The 20,401-nt window shown below is 60.8% G+C and carries 13 protein-coding genes; 7 read left to right on the top strand and 6 right to left on the bottom strand.

The genetic code is table 11. From position 1 onward, the window contains the following. Positions 1 to 36 precede the first annotated feature (36 nt). From KHO07_RS12760 to KHO07_RS12750, 3 genes are all read left to right on the top strand, one after another. Positions 37 to 837, top strand: coding sequence for an endonuclease/exonuclease/phosphatase family protein (locus tag KHO07_RS12760; RefSeq protein WP_150734291.1), 801 nt, complete (start codon positions 37 to 39; stop codon positions 835 to 837). Positions 838 to 1,110: 273 nt separating this feature from the next. After that, positions 1,111 to 3,660 carry an autotransporter outer membrane beta-barrel domain-containing protein gene (locus KHO07_RS12755; RefSeq protein ID WP_212627394.1) on the top strand — a complete coding sequence of 850 codons (2,550 nt, stop codon included), beginning with the start codon at positions 1,111 to 1,113 and terminating at the stop codon, positions 3,658 to 3,660. 315 nt (positions 3,661 to 3,975) lie between these two features. Continuing rightward, on the top strand, positions 3,976 to 5,040 hold the full coding sequence (locus tag KHO07_RS12750) for an autotransporter outer membrane beta-barrel domain-containing protein (RefSeq protein ID WP_212627393.1): 1,065 nt from the start codon (positions 3,976 to 3,978) through the stop codon (positions 5,038 to 5,040). 123 nt (positions 5,041 to 5,163) lie between these two features. Here the strand turns inward: KHO07_RS12750 and glgB are convergent, their stop codons facing one another. From glgB to KHO07_RS12735, 3 genes are all read right to left on the bottom strand, one after another. Beyond that, positions 5,164 to 7,398: a 1,4-alpha-glucan branching protein GlgB gene (gene glgB / locus KHO07_RS12745; RefSeq protein WP_212627392.1), complete on the bottom strand. Its 2,235-nt coding sequence runs from the start codon at positions 7,396 to 7,398 to the stop codon at positions 5,164 to 5,166. A gap of 2 nt (positions 7,399 to 7,400) precedes the next feature. Beyond that, complete coding sequence (gene treS, locus KHO07_RS12740; protein WP_212627391.1) at positions 7,401 to 10,742, bottom strand: maltose alpha-D-glucosyltransferase; 3,342 nt, start codon at positions 10,740 to 10,742, stop codon at positions 7,401 to 7,403. A gap of 184 nt (positions 10,743 to 10,926) precedes the next feature. Further along, complete coding sequence (locus tag KHO07_RS12735) at positions 10,927 to 12,924, bottom strand: alpha-1,4-glucan--maltose-1-phosphate maltosyltransferase (RefSeq protein ID WP_150734296.1); 1,998 nt, start codon at positions 12,922 to 12,924, stop codon at positions 10,927 to 10,929. 204 nt (positions 12,925 to 13,128) lie between these two features. Here KHO07_RS12735 and KHO07_RS12730 point away from each other — a divergent pair, with 204 nt between their 5' ends. Beyond that, a complete protein-coding gene (locus tag KHO07_RS12730; protein ID WP_191635249.1) occupies positions 13,129 to 13,296 on the top strand; it encodes a hypothetical protein in 168 nt (55 codons plus the stop codon). Between the two features lie 43 nt (positions 13,297 to 13,339). Here the strand turns inward: KHO07_RS12730 and KHO07_RS12725 are convergent, their stop codons facing one another. Beyond that, on the bottom strand, positions 13,340 to 13,840 hold the full coding sequence (locus KHO07_RS12725) for an MgtC/SapB family protein (protein ID WP_212627390.1): 501 nt from the start codon (positions 13,838 to 13,840) through the stop codon (positions 13,340 to 13,342). 122 nt (positions 13,841 to 13,962) lie between these two features. Here KHO07_RS12725 and KHO07_RS12720 point away from each other — a divergent pair, with 122 nt between their 5' ends. The 3 genes from KHO07_RS12720 to mapR all read left to right on the top strand — a co-directional run bounded on the left by KHO07_RS12720 (position 13,963) and on the right by mapR (position 17,372). Beyond that, entirely contained in the window at positions 13,963 to 14,196 is a 234-nt protein-coding gene (locus tag KHO07_RS12720; RefSeq protein ID WP_075945100.1) for a DUF3203 family protein, read from the top strand. 193 nt (positions 14,197 to 14,389) lie between these two features. Further along, positions 14,390 to 15,820, top strand: coding sequence for a cytochrome c oxidase accessory protein CcoG (gene ccoG / locus KHO07_RS12715; RefSeq protein ID WP_150734298.1), 1,431 nt, complete (start codon positions 14,390 to 14,392; stop codon positions 15,818 to 15,820). 142 nt (positions 15,821 to 15,962) lie between these two features. After that, positions 15,963 to 17,372 (top strand): GntR family transcriptional regulator MpaR, encoded by a 1,410-nt coding sequence (gene mapR / locus KHO07_RS12710; protein ID WP_212627389.1) that lies wholly within the window; start codon positions 15,963 to 15,965, stop codon positions 17,370 to 17,372. Positions 17,373 to 17,399: 27 nt separating this feature from the next. Here the strand turns inward: mapR and KHO07_RS12705 are convergent, their stop codons facing one another. Both KHO07_RS12705 and KHO07_RS12700 read right to left on the bottom strand, forming a co-directional pair. Beyond that, positions 17,400 to 18,146 (bottom strand): SDR family oxidoreductase, encoded by a 747-nt coding sequence (locus tag KHO07_RS12705; RefSeq protein ID WP_150734300.1) that lies wholly within the window; start codon positions 18,144 to 18,146, stop codon positions 17,400 to 17,402. 84 nt (positions 18,147 to 18,230) lie between these two features. Further along, positions 18,231 to 20,312, bottom strand: a complete 2,082-nt coding sequence (locus KHO07_RS12700; protein ID WP_212627388.1) for an EAL domain-containing protein — start codon at positions 20,310 to 20,312, stop codon at positions 18,231 to 18,233. Positions 20,313 to 20,401: the final 89 nt, after the last annotated feature.

Below are 20,401 nucleotides of genomic sequence, written 5' to 3'. Positions count from 1 at the left end.
CGCATACATAAGCCATCCGCATTCAGAGGAGTGAACGTGACCACCCATTCCAAGTCACAGACGGCCGAGTCGGTGCCACTGGCCAATCCCCCGGCCATTCATCGCTTGCGTGTGCTGACGGTCAATACCCACAAGGGCTTCACCGCCCTGAACCGGCGTTTCATCCTCCCGGAGCTGCGAGAAGCGGTGCGCAGCACGTCGGCGGACCTGGTGTTTCTGCAGGAGGTCGTCGGCGAGCATGACGGCCATTCGTCCCGCTACAACAACTGGCCGCAGACCTCGCAATACGAGTTTCTGGCGGACAGCATGTGGAGCGATTTCGCCTACGGACGCAACGCGGTCTACCCCGACGGCCACCACGGCAACGCCCTGCTGTCGAAGTACCCGATTCGCGAATACCGCAACCTCGACGTGTCCATTACCGGCCCGGAGCGTCGCGGCTTGCTGCACTGCGTGCTCGATGTGCCGGGGCACGCCGAAGTCCACGCCATCTGCGTGCATCTCAGTCTTCTGGAAAGCCATCGTCAGTTGCAGCTGCAGTTGCTTTGCCAATTGCTCGAATCCCTGCCTGACGACGCACCCGTGATCATCGCCGGCGATTTCAACGACTGGCAACTGCAAGGCAACGCCGCCCTCGCCCGCCGCGACTATCTGCACGAAGCGTTCGAACGCCACCACGGTCGCCCTGCCAAAACCTACCCGGCGCGCTTTCCATTGCTGCGGCTGGATCGTATCTATCTGCGCAATGCCAGCAGCCACGATCCAAAAATACTCGGCAGCAAGCCCTGGACCCACCTGTCGGATCACTTGCCGCTGGCAGTAGAAGTCCATCTCTAGGCGCGCGAACCTGCGCCCTCGCCCGGTCAAATATTCAGGCGACCTGTCATTTGTGTCAGTAGCGGTGTCCGAAAACTGCTGTTACGGTCGTGACGTCCGTACCGATTCTGTTACGAACAGGAAAAACACCGTAGCCACCGTTGCCGAAGTTTCCCGAATAAGGGAAATCACTTTGCTGATGCTGTCTCGCAACCTGCGCTGCCGAAGGTGCTGATGCCTTGTCACTGTTGACAACAGGCCAGTCAGCCACTGATCAACGTGCGAGGGACTTGCATGACATCTGCTACCGACCTGCCCAAATACCGTTACAGCGCCTGCGCGTTCTCCTTCCTGCTGTTCATCGGTTGGCCTCATACCGCCCAGGCGGCGTGTACCTTCACCCCTACAGCCGGCAACGATACCCATTTGTGTGACAGTGGCACCGGCGGCCCCCTGAGCGATCTGGCCGGCAACAACACCTTGAACCTTCCCACCAACGGCACTGGCACGATCAATGGCAACGTGACGTTCGGCGCCGGCATCGACACCATCAACATGGATTCCGGGCAGATCGTCGGCATCATCGATCAGGGCGACGGCGCGGACTTCTTCAACATCAGCGCCGGGCAAGTCACCGGAGCCGTCAACCAAGGCAATGGCATCGACAATTTCACCATGAGCGGTGGCACGATCCAGGCCCTGGCCCAAGGTGATAACCGCGACTTTTTCCTGATGACCGGCGGTACGATTGTCGGCGCCTTCGAGGACGGTGATACCGCCCGAATGACCGGGGGCACCATCGGCCGGGTCGACATGAAACTCGACAACAACCTGTTCGACCTGTCTGGCGGGCAAATCATCGGCAACCTGGTCACCGGGTTCGGCACTGACACCATCATCGTTTCCGGCGGCAGGATTGGCGGCAACGTCAGCGTCAGCGGCGGCAACGACAGCATTACCGTGACCGGCGGCGAGATCGTTGGCGAAATCCGCGCCAGTGCCGGCAATGACACATTTCTATGGGACGGTGGCGGCATCATCCGCTCGGCGATCCTGATGGGCGATGACAATGACAGCGCTATTGTGCGCAACCTGAGTGAAACCACACTCGCCCTGACCCCGAGCATCGACGGTGGCCCTGGCACCGATCAGTTAACCTTTGATCACACCGCATCCGCTGGCGCCGCCCGTTACACCAACTGGGAGACTGTCAGCCTGAGCAATGGCGCCCGGTTCGACGTCGACGGTAACTTCGTGCTCGGCGACAGCGTCACCGGCAGAGGCGAGTTCAACGTCGACGGCAGCAGCGTCATAACGTCCACCCAAGGCAGCATCACGCCGTTCACCGCTGGCCAGCGTGTCACCTTGAACAACGCCGGGACCATCGATCTCGGCAGCGGTAACACCCGCACCAGCGACACCCTGACCGTGCAAGGCAATTACGCAGGTAATGGCGGCCAGTTGTGGGTGCAAAGCGTACTGGGCGACGACAACTCGCCCAGCGACAAACTGGTGGTCAACGACGGCACCTTGACCGGTTCCACTGCAATCACCGTCAGCAACCTGGGCGGCGCAGGTGCGCAAACCCTGCAAAACGGCATTCAAGTGGTCCAGGCCCAAGGCACCGCAGTCAGCAGCAATGACGCCTTCAGCCTGAAGGCGCCGGTGTCGGTGGGTGCTTTCGATTACGTCCTGTTCAAAGGCGGTGTAACGCCTGGCAGCGAGAACAGTTGGTACTTGAGTTCATCCGTGGCGGCAGCGCCATTGGTCGAAGTGCCCAACCCTGATCCAGCCTTGCCGCCGATTCTGGTGCCGCTGGTAGCGGCGCCAGTGGCAGCGGCCGGCAGCCCCGCGCTGCCGACACCCGCCCCCGGCGCCGCGCCCATTCCCCTGTATCGCCCGGAAGTGCCGACGTGGTCGGCATTGCCACCCGCAGCGGCACAGCTGGCCTTGAATGCACTCGGCACCTTCCACGATCGTCAGGGCGACCAACGCCTGCTGACCGAGACCGGTGCGTTTGCTGCGGGCTGGGGACGGGTCTATGGCAAGAACTTCGAGCAGACCTGGGCAGGCACCGTCACGCCGAAACTCGACGGCTCGCTGAACGGTTTCCAGGTCGGCAATGATCTGTTCAGTTCGCAATTGGCAGGTGGGCAAACCCAGCGTACGGGTTTCTTCGTCGGCCACAGCCGCTTGAAGGGTGATGTCGATGGGTTCAACCAAGGCTTTGAAGACAAACGCGCTGGCAAGGTCGAACTCGAAGGCGACAGCTTCGGTGCCTATTGGACATTGACCGATCCGGGCAATGCCTACTTCGACGCCGTCGCGATGTACACCCGGCTCGACGGTGACAGTCACTCCGAACGCGGCCTGAAAATCGACAACGACGGACACGCCGTGACCCTGTCTGTGGAGGCCGGTTATCCGTTCGCGGTGGCGAACGACTGGGAGATCGAACCCCAGGCGCAAATCATCCATCAACAGATCGAACTCGATGACCAGCACGACGGCATCTCCGATGTGGCGTTCGATGCCGATCCCTCCTGGATCGGCCGAGTCGGTGCTCGCCTCAAAGGTCGCTATGACGTCAGCGGACTGCCACTGGAACCCTATCTGCGGGCGAATCTGTGGCACACCTTTTCGGGCACCGACACGGTCACTTTTGCCGGTACCACCGATATCGACACCGAGCAGCAGTCATCCTGGCTCGATGTGGGCATCGGCGCGAACCTGCCCCTCGCGCCCAGCGTCAGCGCGTATGTCAATGTCGATTACAGCAGCAATATCGACAGCAATCAGCAACGGGGTGTGGTCGCTAATCTGGGAGTCAGGGTGCGCTGGTAAACACCGAGCAAAGGCTCTAGATCGTGACTTTTTTGACGATTTTTCCATTTAACAAGTACTTATAGAGGCGACGTAAATCAGTCACTTACAATCCGTAAAATACCCATACCATTTATCGGCCATTTTCTTGACGCAGTGGTGGGGGTCCACTTGACTCCACCTTACTACCCCCGGAATCACAATCAGGGGCAAGCCCCCAAGACACCCGCGTATACGGGCGGCCCCCGGCTTGCCCCCTTCCATTCGGTCGCCCCTCATTCGGGGTAGGAGAGACGCCAAGGCGAGTACGGCATGCGATAGCAAGGTAGAACCACCATGAAAACTTCACTCACCCAACAAGAGATTAAAGTCACTTTTTGCACTGTCTCGAGCTCGCTCCTGCTGTGCTCCTCCATGGAAGTTCAGGCGCAACCGGCCGAGGACGAAACAACGCCCTGGTATCGCCAGGACATCCCGGTCCTCACCTTGCCCGCGCTCGCCAGCAAATATCCCGGCCGCATCAGCGTCGCCGACACGCGAAGTAGCCAATTGACCACCGAAGATGCCACACCCAACGCCTGGGACCAGCTCTACGGAAAAGCGTCCCGCCAGGCACAAACTGACGCGCTGGCTCAAGGGTTTACGATCCCCGGCTCAGGCGAAATGAGAAGCCCGGCCCTCCTCACGCTGCAAAGCGGCAGCGGCCATACGCAACGGGTCGGCCTGATCGGTGGAGTCAGCCAGTACCAGGGCAACAGCAATGGCTTGCTGACCAACCGCGCCCTGGCCGACCCGCACAGCGACACCCTCAACCTGCAAGGCCAAAGCCTCGGCGCTTACTACAGCCTGACCGGGCCACAAGGCTGGCACGTCGATTTGTCGGCCAGCGGTGGCCGAGTCAATGGCTTCAGCCGCAACGAAAAAGGAGCGCGCCAAGCCACCGAAGGCAGCGCGGTGACGTTGTCGGTCGAAGGCGGTTTCCCGATTGGCATCAGCGAAAACTGGGTGGTGGAACCCCAAGCGCAGTTGATCAATCAGCGGATCACCCTGGACACCCCGTATGCGGGCTCGGGCAATGCGTCCTCCAGCGATCTGACGTCATGGAGCGGCCGGGTCGGCGCTAAATTGAAAGGTAGCTACGATATCAATGGCCTGCCCATCGAACCCTATGTGCGGACCAACTTGTGGCACACCGTATACACCGGCAATACCGTGACCCTCGATCAGGTCGACAAGATCAGCAGCAGTCGCAAATCGTCGACGGTCGAACTGGGCTTGGGCCTGGTAGCACGGATGACCCCGGCAGTGAGCCTGTATGTCAGCGCCGACTACAGCAGCGACGTAGATGACAATGATTTGAACGGGATCATTGGCAGCCTCGGTGTGCGGATGCGGTGGTGAGGATCAGACCTCAAGCGCTGCATGGCTGGGCTGACGCCATCGCGGGCATGCCCGCTCCCACAGGTTCAACGGTGATACCTGTGGAAGCGGGCTTGCCCGCGATAGAAGCGACGCGGTCTGGGATCAGCCCTGCGGACTCAACATCAACACCGCTAACGGCGGCAGGTTCAGCACCAGCGACAACGCCTGCCCATGGCTCGACACTTCCTCGGTCGAGGTACCACCGCTGTTGCCATAGTTGGAACCGGCGTAGGTCGCCGAGTCACTGTTGAGCAACTCGGTCCAGCGGCCGGCAAATGGCACGCCAATGCGGTAAGCCTCACGGGGCACCGGGGTGAAGTTGGCCACCACCAACACCGGTTTGCCGTCCTTGCTCCAGCGCAACCATGCGTAGACGCTGTTGATCGCGTCATCGCCGATCAACCACTGGAAGCCTTGCGGCACATCGTCCTGCTCATGCAGCGCCGGTACTTCGCGGTACAGGCGATTGAGGTCGCCGACCAGTTTCTGCACGCCTTTGTGTTCGGAATACTGCAGCAAGTACCAGTCCAGTTGCTGGTCGTGGTTCCACTCGCGCCACTGGCCGAATTCGCAACCCATGAACAGCAGTTTCTTGCCCGGGTGCGCCCACATGAAACTCAGGTAGGCCCGCAGGTTGGCGAATTTCTGCCAGCGGTCGCCCGGCATCTTGTCGATCAGCGAATGCTTGCCATGCACCACTTCGTCATGGGAAATCGGCAGGATGAAACGCTCGGACCAGGCGTAGACCAGGCCGAAACTCAGTTCGTTATGGTGATGGGCGCGGTACACCGGATCTTGCTGGATGTAATGCAGCGAATCGTGCATCCAGCCCATGTTCCATTTGTAGGCAAAGCCCAGCCCGCCCTGTTGCGTGCTCTGGCTGACGCCCGGCCACGCCGTGGACTCTTCGGCAATCACCAGCGCGCCAGGGGCTTCCAGTGCCACGACGTCGTTGAGATGGCGCAGGAAGTCGATGGACTCGAGGTTTTCCCGACCGCCATGACGGTTCGGCACCCACTCGCCGGCCTTGCGCGAATAATCGCGGTAGAGCATCGACGCCACCGCATCGACCCGCAAGCCATCGACATGGAAATGCTTGAGCCAGTGCAGCGCCGACGCCAGCATATAGCCGTGGACTTCGGTGCGCCCGAGGTTGTAGATCAGCGTGTCCCAATCCTGGTGAAAGCCTTCCTGCGGGTTGCCGTACTCGTACAGCGCGGTGCCGTCGAACTGCGCCAGGCCGTGGGTGTCGGTGGGAAAATGCGCCGGCACCCAATCGAGGATCACACCGATGTCCGCCTGGTGGCAGGCGTTGACGAACGCCGCAAACTCGTCGCCCGAGCCGTAGCGGGCACTGGTGGCGAATTGCGACAGCAACTGGTAACCCCACGAACCACCGAACGGGTGCTCCATGATCGGCATCAGTTCGATGTGGGTGAAGCCAAGCTCCTTGACATACGGGATCAATCGCTCGGCTAGCTCGGGCCAGGTGTACTGGCGGGACACTTCGCCCAGATCGTCCAGTTCGCATTGCCAGGATCCGGCGTGCAGTTCGTAGATCGACAACGGCGCGCTCGGGCGGTGACGCTCGCCACGGGACTGCATCCAGTCCTGGTCCTGCCAGTCGATCTTCAATGGCGCGGCGACTTTCGAAGCGGTGTCCGGTGGCAGGCTGGTGGCCAGCGCCATCGGGTCGGCCTTGAGCGGCAGAATGCCGTCCTTGCCGAGGATTTCGTATTTGTAGGCCTCCCCCGCTTGCAGGCGCGGGATGAACAGCTCCCAGACCCCGGTGGGATGACGCAGGCGCATCGGATGGCGGCGACCATCCCAGACGTTGAAATCTCCGACCACCGACACTCGCCTGGCATTCGGCGCCCAGACCGCGAAACGCACGCCCTCAACGCCGTCCACGGTTTTCAACTGCGCACCCAGGGCGCTGCTCAAGTCACGGTGATTGCCCTCGGCGAACAGATACAAATCCATGTCACCGAGCAACGCGCCAAAGCTGTAGGGATCTTCGGCGGTTTGTTCGCCGCCGGCCCAGCGCGTACGCAGCAGGTAGGGTTGCGCCCGATCGAAGTGGCCGACGAACAACCCGGGGGTCTGCGTCGCCTCAAGCGGGCCAAGCTCCTCCCCGGATTCTTTGGCCACCACATGTACGCTTAAAGCGTCCGGCAAGTAAGCCCGAATGAACTGCCCGCCGGCGCCATCGCCGTGGGGACCGAGAATGGCAAAGGGATCGTGATGCTCGGCACGCACCAACGCGTCGATATCCCGCGCCTTGGGTAGCAGTGCTTCTTTTTGATGCTGACCCTGTTCCTTGTTCGAGAAACTCATGACTACTCTCCACCAAGATCGGAAAAGGGTTTAAGCCCACTCAATAGTCCATATAAACCGTGCAACGGCACGGGCAGCCAGCCGGGACGGTTTTCCGCCTCATAGGCCACTTCGTACGCCGCCTTCTCCAGGCCGAACAACGCCAGCGCAGCGTCCTCGCCTTCCGGATCTTGCCACGCATGACCAAGCGTAGCTGCCGCCAGCCGATAAGCGTCGACAAATGCCTGCCTGGCTTCACTCAAATAGCGATCCGCTACTCGCTCGCGAGCCGCCTGGGCCTGAGCCGTGTTATCGACGTTGTGCACGTTGATCGTCATGGCCGCCGCGTAATCGAAGGAGCGCAGGACGCCGCTGACATCCTTGTACGGGCTGTGCTTGCCCCGTCGTTCGTGCAACGGCCGTGCGGGTTCGCCTTCGAAATCGATCAGGTACGCATCGCCCTTGATCACCAGCACCTGGCCGAGGTGCAAGTCGCCATGCACGCGAATTCGCAGGCCACCGGCAGTCTTTTTGGCCAACGCCTGCACATGGGCGAGGATGGCTTTTTTGTTGTCCAGTAAATGGCTGACCAGTGTTTTGTCTGCGGGGTTCAGTTCGTTTTGATGCTGCTTGAGCAACTTCAGGGCGTGCTCGATTTGCGCCGCGACGTCCTTGGCCGAGGCCAACGCTTCCTTCGCCGTGGTGACGTGCGGTTCGAAGTCCGGGTTGGCGCTCGGTGCCGCCAGCATCTTGTGCATTTCCCCCAGTCGCTGACCGAGCATGCCGGCGAAATCTTTCAGCTCGCCGAGGGCGTTGTAGTGCTGTTCCTGCTCGGACATGGCATCTGCCAACTCGTCACGCAGCGCCCGTTCGAGGTTGTTCTGCGTCCATTCCCAGGCGTCGCCCTGATTGCTCAAATAGCCTTGGGCGATCATCAGCAAGTTGTCTTCGCCTGCGGCGTCGCGGCGCACCACTGCACCCAACAGCGGCGAAATGTTGCTGAAACCCGCCGCCGTCAGATACGCGCTCATTTCCAGTTCCGGGTGCACGCCCGACGCTACTTTGCGGATCAGCTTCAGTACCAGGCTGTTGCCGACCACCACCGAGCTGTTGGATTGCTCCGCCGACAGATAACGCACCTCCGACTCAGCCGTCAGGCCCAGCTTGGCCAGCTCAGCGGTAGGTTCGAAACGAATTTCGCCACCGTCCGAGGGCAATACGGTGTTGCTGTCCATGCCTTGCAAAACGGCGCGGATGAAGTTTTCCAGACTGAACGCATCGGTGATCAGACCGACCTGAGGCCCACGGCGTACCCGGGACAGCGCCAGTTGCTGGGGCAATGCCGCACCGAACTGGTCTTCAGCGATGAAGCCGAACGGCAATTGATAGCGACTGGTCTGGCCGCCGCTGGTGACTTCGATCTCACTCAACAACACCGGATGCTGGGCATCGCCAAACCGCACACCATAGGCCAGCTCGACCTGATCGATAGCCGCGTCCTTGCCGGCGAACCAGCGACGGTTCTGCAGCCAGGTCGGCAAAATGTTCTGTTCCAACGTGTTGCGTGACGGCGCTTCGAGCAGTTCCTCCATGCGTTTTTTCAGCACCAGCGTGGTGAAGTCCGGCAGGCTTTGCGCCGGTTCCACGTGCCAGCTCGGCATCTGGTTCTCGGCGGCGAGGCCGAACCAATAGAAGCCGTAAGGCGCCAGGGTCAGCAGGAAATTCAACTGGCCGATCGGCGGGAAGGCATTCCCGCCCAGCATCTCCACCGGCACCATGCCGACGTACGCCGACAGGTCCAGCTCCACCGCCTGGGCACTTCGGGAAACGTTGGCCACGCACAAAATGATCTCGTGCTTGCCGTCCGCCCCGGTGTATTCGCGGGTGTAGGCCAGTACCCGGCGGTTGGTGGGCGAAAGCATTTTCAGCGTGCCACGGCCAAACGCCTTGGATTGCTTGCGCACGGCGAGCATGCGCCGGGTCCAGTTCAACAACGAATGCGGGTCGCCGGCCTGGGTTTCGACGTTGACCGACAGATAGCCGTATTGCGGGTCCATGATCGGAGGCAATACCAGGCTGGCCGGATCAGCGCGGGAGAACCCGCCGTTACGGTCGATCGACCATTGCATTGGCGTGCGCACGCCATCACGGTCGCCGAGGTAGATGTTGTCCCCCATGCCGATTTCATCGCCGTAATACAGGGTCGGCGTGCCGGGCATCGACAGCAGCAGACTGTTGAGCAGCTCAACGCGGCGGCGGTCGCGCTCCATCAACGGCGCCAGTCGACGGCGAATCCCCAGGTTGATCCGCGCCCGACGGTCGGCCGCGTAGTAATTCCACAGGTAATCGCGCTCCTTGTCGGTGACCATTTCCAGCGTCAGCTCATCGTGGTTGCGCAGGAAAATCGCCCATTGGCAGTTCGCCGGAATTTCCGGGGTCTGACGCAGAATATCGGTGATCGGAAAACGGTCTTCCTGGGCCAGCGCCATGTACATGCGTGGCATCAGCGGGAAGTGAAACGCCATGTGGCATTCGTCGCCGTTGAGGCCTTTCTTGTCGGTGTCACCGAAATACAGCTGGGTGTCTTCCGGCCATTGATTGGCCTCGGCCAGCAGCATGCGGTCCGGGTAATTGGCATCGATCTCGGCGCGGATCTGCTTCAGGACGTCGTGGGTTTCGGGCAGGTTTTCGTTGTTGGTGCCGTCACGCTCGATCAGATACGGGATCGCATCCAGGCGCAAACCGTCGATGCCCATGTCCAGCCAGTAACGCATCACCGACAGCACGGCTTTCATCACTTGCGGGTTGTCGAAATTCAGGTCGGGCTGGTGCGAGTAGAAACGGTGCCAGAAATATTGGCCGGCCACCGGGTCCCAGGTCCAATTGGATTTTTCGGTGTCGAGAAAGATGATGCGCGTGCCGTCGTACTTTTGATCATCGTCGGACCACACGTAGAAATCCCGCGCCGCCGAGCCCTTCTTGGCCTTGCGCGCACGCTGGAACCAGGCGTGCTGGTCGGAGGTGTGGTTGATGACCAGCTCGGTAATCACCCGCAGTCCACGCTTGTGCGCCTCGGCGATGAAGCGCTTGGCATCGGCCATGGTCCCGTAGTCACTATGGACGCCACGGTATTCGGCAATGTCATAGCCATCGTCGCGGCGTGGCGAGGGGTAGAACGGCAAGAGCCAGATGGTGTTGACGCCGAGTTCGGCGATGTAGTCGAGTTTGGCGATCAGGCCGGGAAAGTCGCCGATCCCGTCGTTGTTGGAGTCGAAATAAGATTTGACGTGAACTTGGTAGATCACCGCGTCTTTGTACCAGAGCGGGTCTTTGATGAAGGTGGCTGCCTTGGGTTTCTTCGCCATTTGAAACTCCTGTTGAATTCAAGGTAAGCCCCGTTGGATTGGGTGCTTTTGTGGCGAGGGAGCTTGCTCCCGCTCGGCTGCGTAGCAGTCGCAAAAAACGCTTAATCGCATGTTCCTGAAGAAAATGGGGCCGCTTCGCGACCCGGCGGGAGCAAGCTCCCTCGCCACAGGGTTGGTGGTGGACTCAAGAAGCGGTAATTCGCCAGATCCCGAACGGCTGATATGCCGGGTCGATCCGCATGAATTGATATTTGCCGTACCAGGTCCAGCGATGCCCGTTCATCAAATCTTCGCCCTGGGTGCTGGCGTCGTCGGACAAGCCCATTTCCCATAGCGGCAATTCGAAATTCGCCTCCTGGACGTTATGCGGATCCAGGTTGACCGCCACCAGAATGAAATTGCTGCCATCGGCGCTGCGCTTGCCGAAATACAGAATGTTGTCGTTCCAGGCGTTGTAGACCTTCAGCCCCAGATGCGTCTGCAGCGCCGGGTTCTGCCGGCGGATGCGGTTGAGCTGGGCGATCTCGGCAATGATGTTGCCCGGGGCGGTGAAGTCCCGTGGACGGATCTCGTACTTCTCGGAGTCGAGATACTCCTCCTTGCCCGGCACCGCTGCCGACTCACACAGCTCAAACCCCGAATACATGCCCCACAGGCCTGAGCCCATGGTTGCCAACACCGCGCGGATGAGAAAACCGGGACGCCCGGACTCGTGCAGGAATGCCGGGTTGATGTCCGGCGTATTGACGAAGAAATTCGGCCGGTAGCATTCGCGCCACGGCGACTCATTGAGCTCGGTGAAGTACGTTGCCAACTCGGTCTTGCTGTTGCGCCAGGTGAAATAGGTATAGCTCTGGGAATAACCCACCTTGCCCAGCCGCGCCATCATCGCCGGCGTGGTAAAGGCTTCGGCGAGAAAGATCACCTCGGGGTACAACGCCCGAACATCGGCAATCAGCCATTGCCAGAAAGGCAGCGGCTTGGTGTGCGGGTTGTCCACGCGGAAAATCTTCACCCCCTCCTCGACCCAGCCGACGACGATATCGCGCAACTCCACCCAGAGACTGGGGATCGCTTCAACGGCATAGAAATCGACGTTGACGATGTCCTGGTATTTCTTCGGCGGGTTCTCCGCGTATTTGATCGTGCCGTCGGGGCGCCAGTTGAACCAGCCCGGATGCTGCTTGAGCCACGGGTGGTCCTGGGAACACTGGATGGCAAAGTCGAGGGCGATTTCCAGCCCGTACTCCGCCGCTGCGGCCACCAGTCGACGGAAGTCTTCGCGGGTGCCCAGCTGCGAGTGAATCGCTTCGTGCCCGCCCTCCTCGCTGCCAATGGCATAGGGGCTGCCCGGATCGTCCGGCCCGGCGGTCAGTGAATTGTTCGGCCCTTTGCGAAAGCTGCGACCGATCGGATGGATCGGCGGGAAATACAGCACGTCAAAGCCCATGTCCTGAATCATCGGCAGGCGTGAGTGCACGTCATTGAAGGTGCCATGGCGCTTCGGATCGTCGGTGATCGAGCGCGGGAACAGCTCATACCAACTGGCGAACTGGGCGAGTTCGCGCTCAACGTCGATGGGAAACTCAGCACTAAGGCTCAGGTAGGCCCGGTGATCGGCCTGGGCCATCAACTCGGCGCTACGCTGGTGCAGGAACAACGCGACCTGCTCGGTTTCGAGCAGGCCCGACAACTCATGGTGCAACGCCGCCAGTTGCTCGCTCAGCTGGCCTTCGCTGCGTTCGGCGGCTTGCTGAACGTGCAGGCGCCCTTCCTGCAACTCCAGGCTGACCGGCACGGCGGCGGCGTGTTTTTTCTCGAGCTCATAGCGGAAACTGGCGAATTGATCGATCCAGGCTTCGATGCAAAACACATAGCGGCCCTGACCCGGCACCTGGAAGCGGCCCTGCCAACCGTTGTTGCCCAGATCGGTCATGACTTCGCTTTGCCAGGTTTCATCACCTTCAGCCCGCCAGCGCACGCGCACTGCCAGCTTGTCGTGACCGTCGGCAAACACCTTGCTGGTGACCACGATGTCCTGCCCCACCACGGCCTTGACTGCAAACTGGCCACCGTCGAGGGTCGGCATGGTGTTTTCAATGGCAATGCGCGGCAGCAACAGCGCTTGCGACAGTGGCATGTGCGGGTTGTAGCTCAGTTCAGTCGGTTTTTCAGCCGTCATCGAGCATCTCTCCTTTACGCCCCATGGACGCTCTTGTGTCTGGATGTCTTCCCGTCGGGCCAGCCGCCCGGCAATGAACTCACTTAGGTTCCGAGCGACTGCCACCGCGAAAAGTTCATAGGCAATTGGCCGGAATCAATTCCCTCGCCCAGTGGTCAATCAACTTAAGCACGACTCACGCCATGTGCCACTGGAGACAGGACGATGAACAATCCATTCCCCGCTGAAACACCCGATCCGAACATCGACAACCCGGTGATCCCGCCGAGCGACCCGCAACCGGTGCCCGAGCAAGAGCCACCCGGGACCAATCCGCCGCCAAGGGAAGAACCACCGACGACCATGCCACCGGTGATTGTTACGCCTGAATAAAGACAGTTGATCGCTTCGCTGAAGAGCCGCTACATGGCGGCTCCTACGGTTCCTGATCTTTTTCGAAGCGCTTCACCACTCGGGGCATCACGCTCAGTACCAGTAACGCCAACAAGGTGCTGAGCACTGCTGTCGACTCGCGCCCCAACCCCGCCGATACGCCAATGGCGGCGGTCAGCCACAGTCCCGCAGCGGTGGTCAGGCCTTTGACGTGGCCTTCATCGCCCTCTTCGTTTTTCAGGATGGTGCCGGCACAGAGAAAGCCGATCCCGGCAATCACGCCCTGGAGCACGCGACTCATGGCGTCCGCCTGCGAACCGGACATTTGCGGCACCAGCACGAACAGCGCCGCACCAATCGCCACCAGCATGTGGGTGCGAACGCCCGCCGCCTTGCCCTTGTGCTCACGCTCGAAACCGAGAATCCCGCCGAGTACCGCCGCCGTCAGCAGGCGCACGGTCACGCGGGTCAGCTGCGAAGCGTCGCCGATGTCGGCGAACTCCGCTTGCAGGGTCACCCATACTTCATGCCACCAGGCGTTCATTGAGGCTGTCCTTGTGAAGGGCTATGGAAGATGGACCGCAGCGACCATTAATCGGTTGCACCGAACGATGGCAGTTTCTGGCGCCCTAACGTTTCAGGCACCCGCTGAAAAAGGATCACGCCATGACCGTGCGCATCGAAAACGAAACCTGCTTTTTCACCACCGAAAATGGCGAGGAAATTCGCCTGTGTCCGGACGTCACCATTGTCACTGACGGGGCCAAAGCCATGTCGGCGGTGGACCTCAACGGCCAGCGGATTTACATCACCGAAGCAGAAGCCGACGCATTGACCGTGGCAGGTGCCATCGATGGACGCCGACACTTGAAGGCCACTGACAGTGATTCGGTGATTTGACCGATCCGGATCAACCACCCGCAAGTGTCTGAGACCGGCGTTAACGGGCTGCTGCGACAGGTGCTTCAACTTGTCGCAGCGAGGCTCGATTTCACCATCTGATCTGCCTTTTATTGCAATACCTGAGTCTGTTATGCAAACAGATCGACGCTCATAGTGCTCACGCCTGATGGAGGCTGATGAGCGAAAGACCATGAGCGAGAGAATCCCCGTCCGAACCGTAGACAGCACACCCACCATCCAGACCTATGAGCCTTCGCGTCCGAAGACGAAGGCCGCGTCCAGCGACAACCTGATCCATACCCGCAGCTTCACCGGCCTGTTCCGCACCCTGCGCATGAGCGGCGCGGGTTTTCTGTTCCTGTTGTTTTTCGGCACCGTGTGGCTGAACTGGGGCGGCCGGCAGGCAGTGCTCTGGGATCTTTCCGAAAGCAAATTCCACATCTTCGGCGCAACGTTCTGGCCGCAGGATTTCATCCTGCTCTCGGCGCTGCTGATCATTGCCGCGTTCGGCCTGTTTGCGATCACCGTGTTCGCCGGCCGGGTCTGGTGCGGTTACACCTGCCCGCAAAGTTCCTGGACCTGGATCTTCATGTGGTGCGAGAAAATCACCGAAGGCGAGCGCAACCAGCGCATCAAGCTGCAAGCCGCGCCTTGGGGCCTGAACAAATTCATGCGCCGCTCGGCCAAGCACACGTTATGGCTGGCCATCAGTCTGCTCACCGGCCTGACCTTCGTCGGCTATTTCACGCCGATCCGCCCGCTGGCCGAAGAATTGCTGACCTTGCAAATCAGCGGCGTCAGCCTGTTCTGGGTGTTGTTCTTTACCGGTGCGACATACATCAACGCCGGCTGGCTGCGCGAAGCGGTGTGCATGCACATGTGCCCCTATGCGCGGTTCCAGAGTGTGATGTTCGACAAAGACACCCTGACCATTTCCTACGACGTCGCCCGTGGCGAGAACCGTGGCCCGCGTAAACGTGAAGTCAAACCGGCCGAGGTCGGCCTGGGTGATTGCATCGACTGCCAGCTCTGCGTGCAGGTCTGCCCGACCGGCATCGACATCCGCGACGGCTTGCAGATGGAATGCATTGGTTGCGCGGCGTGCATTGATGCCTGTGATTCGATCATGGACAAAATGGGCTATGAGCCGGGTTTGATCAGCTACACCTCCGAGCGCCAGTTGCAGGGTGGCAAGACGCACCTGCTGCGGCCACGGCTGATCGGTTACACCGCCGTGCTGCTGGTGATGATCGCTGCGCTGGTGGTGGCGCTCATCGAGCGGCCGATGGTGTCGCTGGACGTCAGCAAGGACCGCGGCCTGTTCCGCGAGAACAGTCAGGGGCAGATCGAAAACATCTACAGCCTGAAAGTGATCAACAAGACCCAGCAACGCCAGGACTACCACCTGACCCTCGTCGACGCCGACGGCTTCCAGTTGCAAGGCAAGACCGGACTGAGCCTGGCCCCCGGCGAGATTGTCGACGTACCGGTGTCGGTGGCGATGACTGGCGAACGGCCGAGCAGCAGCTCGCAGAGCATCAGCTTCAAGGTGGTCGACAGTGATGATCCCGGCATCTACAGCGTGGCGAAAAGCCGGTTTGTTGCCCCGATGAACCGTTGAGCCTTTAAGATGCAGTCCTTTGTGGCGAGGGAGCTTGCTCCCGCTGGGGTGCGAAGCGCCCCTGAAAAATTGGCGACTGCTGCGCAGCCGAGCGGGAGCAAGCTCCCTCGCCACAGTTAATCGATTCGATTGCGGGATCCCGATGAAACGCTACGAAAAATTCGCCGACGACATCGCTGAACTGATCCGCTCCGGCGTCCTGGGTCCCGGCCAGCGCGTTCCCTCGGTGCGCTACGCCAGCCAGACGTACGGCGTCAGCCCGTCCACCGTGTTCCAGGCCTATTACCTGCTTGAACGTCGAGGCCTGATCCGCGCCCGGCCGCGTTCCGGCTATTTCGTCAATGCCCACGCGCCGCGCCCGTTTTCCGAGCCGGTGATCAGCAGCCAGGTCAACGAGTCCACCGAAGTCGACGTCAGCGAACTGGTGTTCTCGGTCCTCGACTCGATCAAAGACCCGAACACCGTGCCCTTCGGCTCAGCGTTCCCCAGCCCGACCCTGTTTCCGCTGCAACGGCTGTCGCGGTCGCTCGCCAGTGCCAGCCGCGATATGGACCCGCGCATGGTGGTCACCGACATGTCGCCGGGCAATCCACAGCTGCGGCGGCAGATTGCCCTGCGTTACATGGTCGGCGGACTGATGCTGCCCATGGAAGAACTGCTGATCACCAACGGAGCCCTCGAAGCGCTGAACCTGTGCCTGCAAGCGGTGACTCAACCCGGCGACCTGGTGGCCATCGAAGCCCCGGCGTTCTACGCCTGCCTGCAAATCCTGGAACGGCTGAAGCTCAAAGCCGTGGAAATCCCGGTGCACCCGCGCGACGGCATCGACCTCGGGGTGTTGGCGCAAACCCTGGAACGCCACCCGATCAAGGCCTGCTGGTGCATGACCAGCTTCCAGAACCCCATGGGCGCGACCATGCCCGAGGCGAAGAAACAGCATTTGGTGGAACTGCTGCGCAGCCATCAAGTGCCGCTGATCGAGGACGATGTCTACGCCGAGTTGTATTACGGGCAGCAGGCGCCGAAACCGGCCAAAGCGTTTGATACCGAAGGTCTGGTGATGCACTGCGGCTCCTTCGCCAAAAGCCTCGCCCCCGGTTACCGGATCGGTTGGGTCGCGGCTGGACGGTACGCGCAAAAGATCGAACGGCTGAAACTCATGACGTCGCTCTGTGCGTCGATGCCGGCCCAGGCAGCTATCGCCGACTATCTGCAACACGGTGGTTACGACCGGCATCTGCGCAAACTGCGTCATTCGCTGGAAGATCAGCAGAGCGCCATGCTCTCGGCCATCGCCCGCTATTTCCCGGCGCAGACCCGCGTCAGCCAACCGGCCGGTGGCTACTTTCTGTGGCTGGAACTGCCGGCGCAGACGGATTCATTGAAATTGTTCCAGATGGCGTTGGCGCAGGGGATCAGCATCGCGCCGGGGCCGATTTTTTCACCGGCCCAGCGCTTCAGGAATTGCATTCGTTTGAATTACGGCAGCCCTTGGACCGAGGACTCGGAAAAGGCGATGGAAACATTGGGGCGCATTGTCCGGTCGTTCTGAAAGGCTGCGATCTTTTGATGCCCGGCGCTAGCGCCCGCCACCCAAATCAACAAAAGTCCCCGTCGCATACGACGCCTTGTCCGACAGCAACCAGACAATGGCCTCGGCCACTTCGTCCGGCCGCCCGCCCCGTGCCATCGGGATCGCCGATTCCAGCTTGCTGACCCGGTCCGGATCGCCGCTCAAGGCGTGGAAATCGGTGTAGATGTAGCCGGGCCGTACCGCGTTGACGCGAATCCCCTCGCCGGCCACTTCCTTGGACAAGCCGATGGTGAAGGTGTCGAGCGCGCCTTTGGAAGCCGCGTAGTCGACGTATTCAGTGGGCGCGCCCAGGCGTGCAGCGACCGAGGACACGTTGACGATGCTGCCGCCCTGGCCACCGTGTTTGGGCGACATGCGCAGGATCGCGTGCTTGGCGCACAGCACCGGGGCCAGGACGTTGGTCTTGAGGATTTTCAGAATGCGGAATTCGGACATTTCGTCGACCCGAGACTTTTGCCCCACGGTGCCGGCGTTGTTCACCAGCGCCGTGACCCGGCCGAGTTCGGCGTCCACTCGATTGAACAACGCGATCACTTCGTCTTCGATGCTGACATCGGCGCGAACGGCAATGGCTTGGGCGCCGAGAGCTCGAACCTGCTCCAGCACGCTTTGCGCGGCTTGCTCATCGGCCAGGTAGTTGATGCAGATCCGATAACCTTGTTCGGCGGCCAACAGGGCGGTGGCGGCACCGATGCCGCGACTGCCACCGGTGATGACGATGACTTTATCCATGCAAGCTTTCCCCAATTCAAGCGTAAGCGGTCGAGGGGAAGAATAACTGTCCTTAGCGGTTTTTGCATGGACCTGTGCCACCGGTCAGGCGGTTTCCAGTTGTTCGGCGCGGTGGATTTCCAGCATGAAGCGTTCTGCCGGTAACGGATGGCCGAGCAGATAGCCTTGCAGCGAATCACAACCGAGCTGGGTGAGGAAGTCTTGCTGCACACCGGTTTCCACGCCTTCGGCAACGATGCGCAAGCCCAACGCCTGACCGAGGGCGACAATCGCCGAGACGATCGCCGCGTCATCGCTGTCGCGCTCCAGATCACGCACGAACCCGCGGTCGATCTTCAGCTCGTTGGCCGGCAGCCGCTTGAGGTACATCAGGCTCGAATAGCCGGTACCAAAGTCATCGATGGACAAGTCGACACCCATGTCCGACAGTTCCTGCAAGACCGTCATGCTCGCGTCGGCATCGCTCATGGCGGTGGTTTCGGTGATTTCCAGGGTCAGGCTGTTGGCCGGCAAATGGTGCGTGGCCAGCGCCTTGGCCACGCTTTGCACCAGCCCGGCGTGGCAGAACTGCAACGCGGAGAGGTTCACCGCGATACGCCAGTCGGTGTAACCCAGCACGTACCATTCGCGCATCTGGCGGCAGGCTTCGTTGAGCACCCAATCGCCGATGGGAATGATCAGCCCGGTTTTCTCCGCGAGCTCGATGAACTTGTCCGGCAGCAACATGCCCTGGGTCGGGTGCTCCCAGCGCAACAGCGCTTCGGCACCGACGGGGCGGCCGTTGTGGGCATCGAACTTGGGTTGGTAATGCAGACTGAATTCTTGATGTTCCACGGCATTCCGCAGGTCTTGCAACAGTTGCAGCTGCTTGCGCGCGTTGCTGTTCATCGATGCGTCGAAAAAGCTGTAACCGTTTTTGCCCGCACCCTTGGCGTGGTACATCGCCGCGTCGGCATTCATCAGCAATTCATGGGCGCTCTGGCCATTGCCCGGATACAGGGCGATGCCCACGCTGGCGGAGATCTGCAAGTCATGTTCAGCGACGCGGAAAGCCCGGGCGATCAGGCTGACCTGACGTGCCGCCAACCCCATCGCGTCATTGGGTTCACTCAACTGCACCAGCAACACAAACTCATCGCCACCGATCCGCGCCAGCGTGTCCTGGCTGCGCAAGTCTTCGCGCAAGCGCAGGCTGACTTCACGCAACAACTGGTCGCCCATATGGTGACCGAACGCATCGTTGACCGGTTTGAAGCCGTCCAGATCGATGAACATCAGGGCAAAACAACCGCCCTCGCCGTCCACCCGCGACATGGCCTGATCGATACGGTCGGCCAGCAGCACCCGGTTCGGCAGACCGGTCAGGGTGTCGTGCAAAGCCAGTTGGGTCAGCTCGCGATTGGCCTCGGTCAAGGACTGCGCCAGGCCGGCGGTGCGGGCTTCCAGGCGTGCATCGAGGATCGAGGTCAGCAAGGCGATGCTCAGCACCGCCAGGGTGGTGATCAGTACGAGGTTGTCCAGACCATTGCCGTTCAGGCCACTGGTGGCCGCGCCACAGAAGCTGCCATCGGCAAATTGCGCCGCCGCCATGCCGGTGTAATGCATGCCGACGATGGCGATCCCCATGATCACCGCCGCCCCGCCACGAATCAGCCGCACGTAAGGCGTGTGCTGACGCAAGTTGAAGGCGATCCACAACGCCGCACCGGACGCACCGACCGCGATGAACAGCGAGGTACTGAACAGCGTCGGGTCGTAGTCGATTCCCGGCTGCATGCGCATGGCGGCCATGCCGGTGTAGTGCATGGCACTGATCCCGGCCCCCATGACCAGCGCACCGAAGCCCAGTTGCCACAGCGGTAATTGCGGCTGACTGACCAGCCACAGGGCGAAGCCGCTGGAAAGAATGCCGATCAGCAGCGAGAGCAAGGTAATGGCAATGTCGTAGCCCAGATCGATGGGCAACTTGAAGGCGAGCATGCCGATGAAGTGCATCGACCAGATGCCCACGCCCATGGCAAACGCGCCACCCGCTGTCCATAGATGCACGGCACGCCCCCTGGCCGTGGCAATACGACCGGTCAGGTCGAGGGCGGTGTAAGAGGCGAGGATCGCCACACACAACGAAATGATGACCAGCGTGGGGGAATAACTACCGATGAGCATGGAAAGTTCTCAGAATCACCGCCGTATCGCTTCCATTCTCGGGGGCGCAAAACTGGCGATTGTACTGATTCCAAATGAGAACGCACTCA

The sequence above is a fragment of the Pseudomonas sp. PP3 genome, assembly GCF_905336995.1.
In the GTDB taxonomy this organism is placed as follows: domain Bacteria; phylum Pseudomonadota; class Gammaproteobacteria; order Pseudomonadales; family Pseudomonadaceae; genus Aquipseudomonas; species Aquipseudomonas reinekei.
Note: the sequence above shows the minus strand (reverse complement) of the source record. Positions and strands in the feature narration are given on the sequence as shown.

Coding starts and splice junctions, on each gene's coding strand:
- KHO07_RS12755 (WP_212627394.1), top strand. CDS start 1,111: ATGACATCTGCTACCGACCTGCCCAAATACCGTTACAGCGCCTGCGCG.
- KHO07_RS12750 (WP_212627393.1), top strand. CDS start 3,976: ATGAAAACTTCACTCACCCAACAAGAGATTAAAGTCACTTTTTGCACT.
- glgB (WP_212627392.1), bottom strand. CDS start 7,398: ATGAGTTTCTCGAACAAGGAACAGGGTCAGCATCAAAAAGAAGCACTG.
- treS (WP_212627391.1), bottom strand. CDS start 10,742: ATGGCGAAGAAACCCAAGGCAGCCACCTTCATCAAAGACCCGCTCTGG.
- KHO07_RS12735 (WP_150734296.1), bottom strand. CDS start 12,924: ATGACGGCTGAAAAACCGACTGAACTGAGCTACAACCCGCACATGCCA.
- KHO07_RS12730 (WP_191635249.1), top strand. CDS start 13,129: ATGAACAATCCATTCCCCGCTGAAACACCCGATCCGAACATCGACAAC.
- KHO07_RS12725 (WP_212627390.1), bottom strand. CDS start 13,840: ATGAACGCCTGGTGGCATGAAGTATGGGTGACCCTGCAAGCGGAGTTC.
- KHO07_RS12720 (WP_075945100.1), top strand. CDS start 13,963: ATGACCGTGCGCATCGAAAACGAAACCTGCTTTTTCACCACCGAAAAT.
- ccoG (WP_150734298.1), top strand. CDS start 14,390: ATGAGCGAGAGAATCCCCGTCCGAACCGTAGACAGCACACCCACCATC.
- mapR (WP_212627389.1), top strand. CDS start 15,963: ATGAAACGCTACGAAAAATTCGCCGACGACATCGCTGAACTGATCCGC.
- KHO07_RS12705 (WP_150734300.1), bottom strand. CDS start 18,146: ATGGATAAAGTCATCGTCATCACCGGTGGCAGTCGCGGCATCGGTGCC.
- KHO07_RS12700 (WP_212627388.1), bottom strand. CDS start 20,312: ATGCTCATCGGTAGTTATTCCCCCACGCTGGTCATCATTTCGTTGTGT.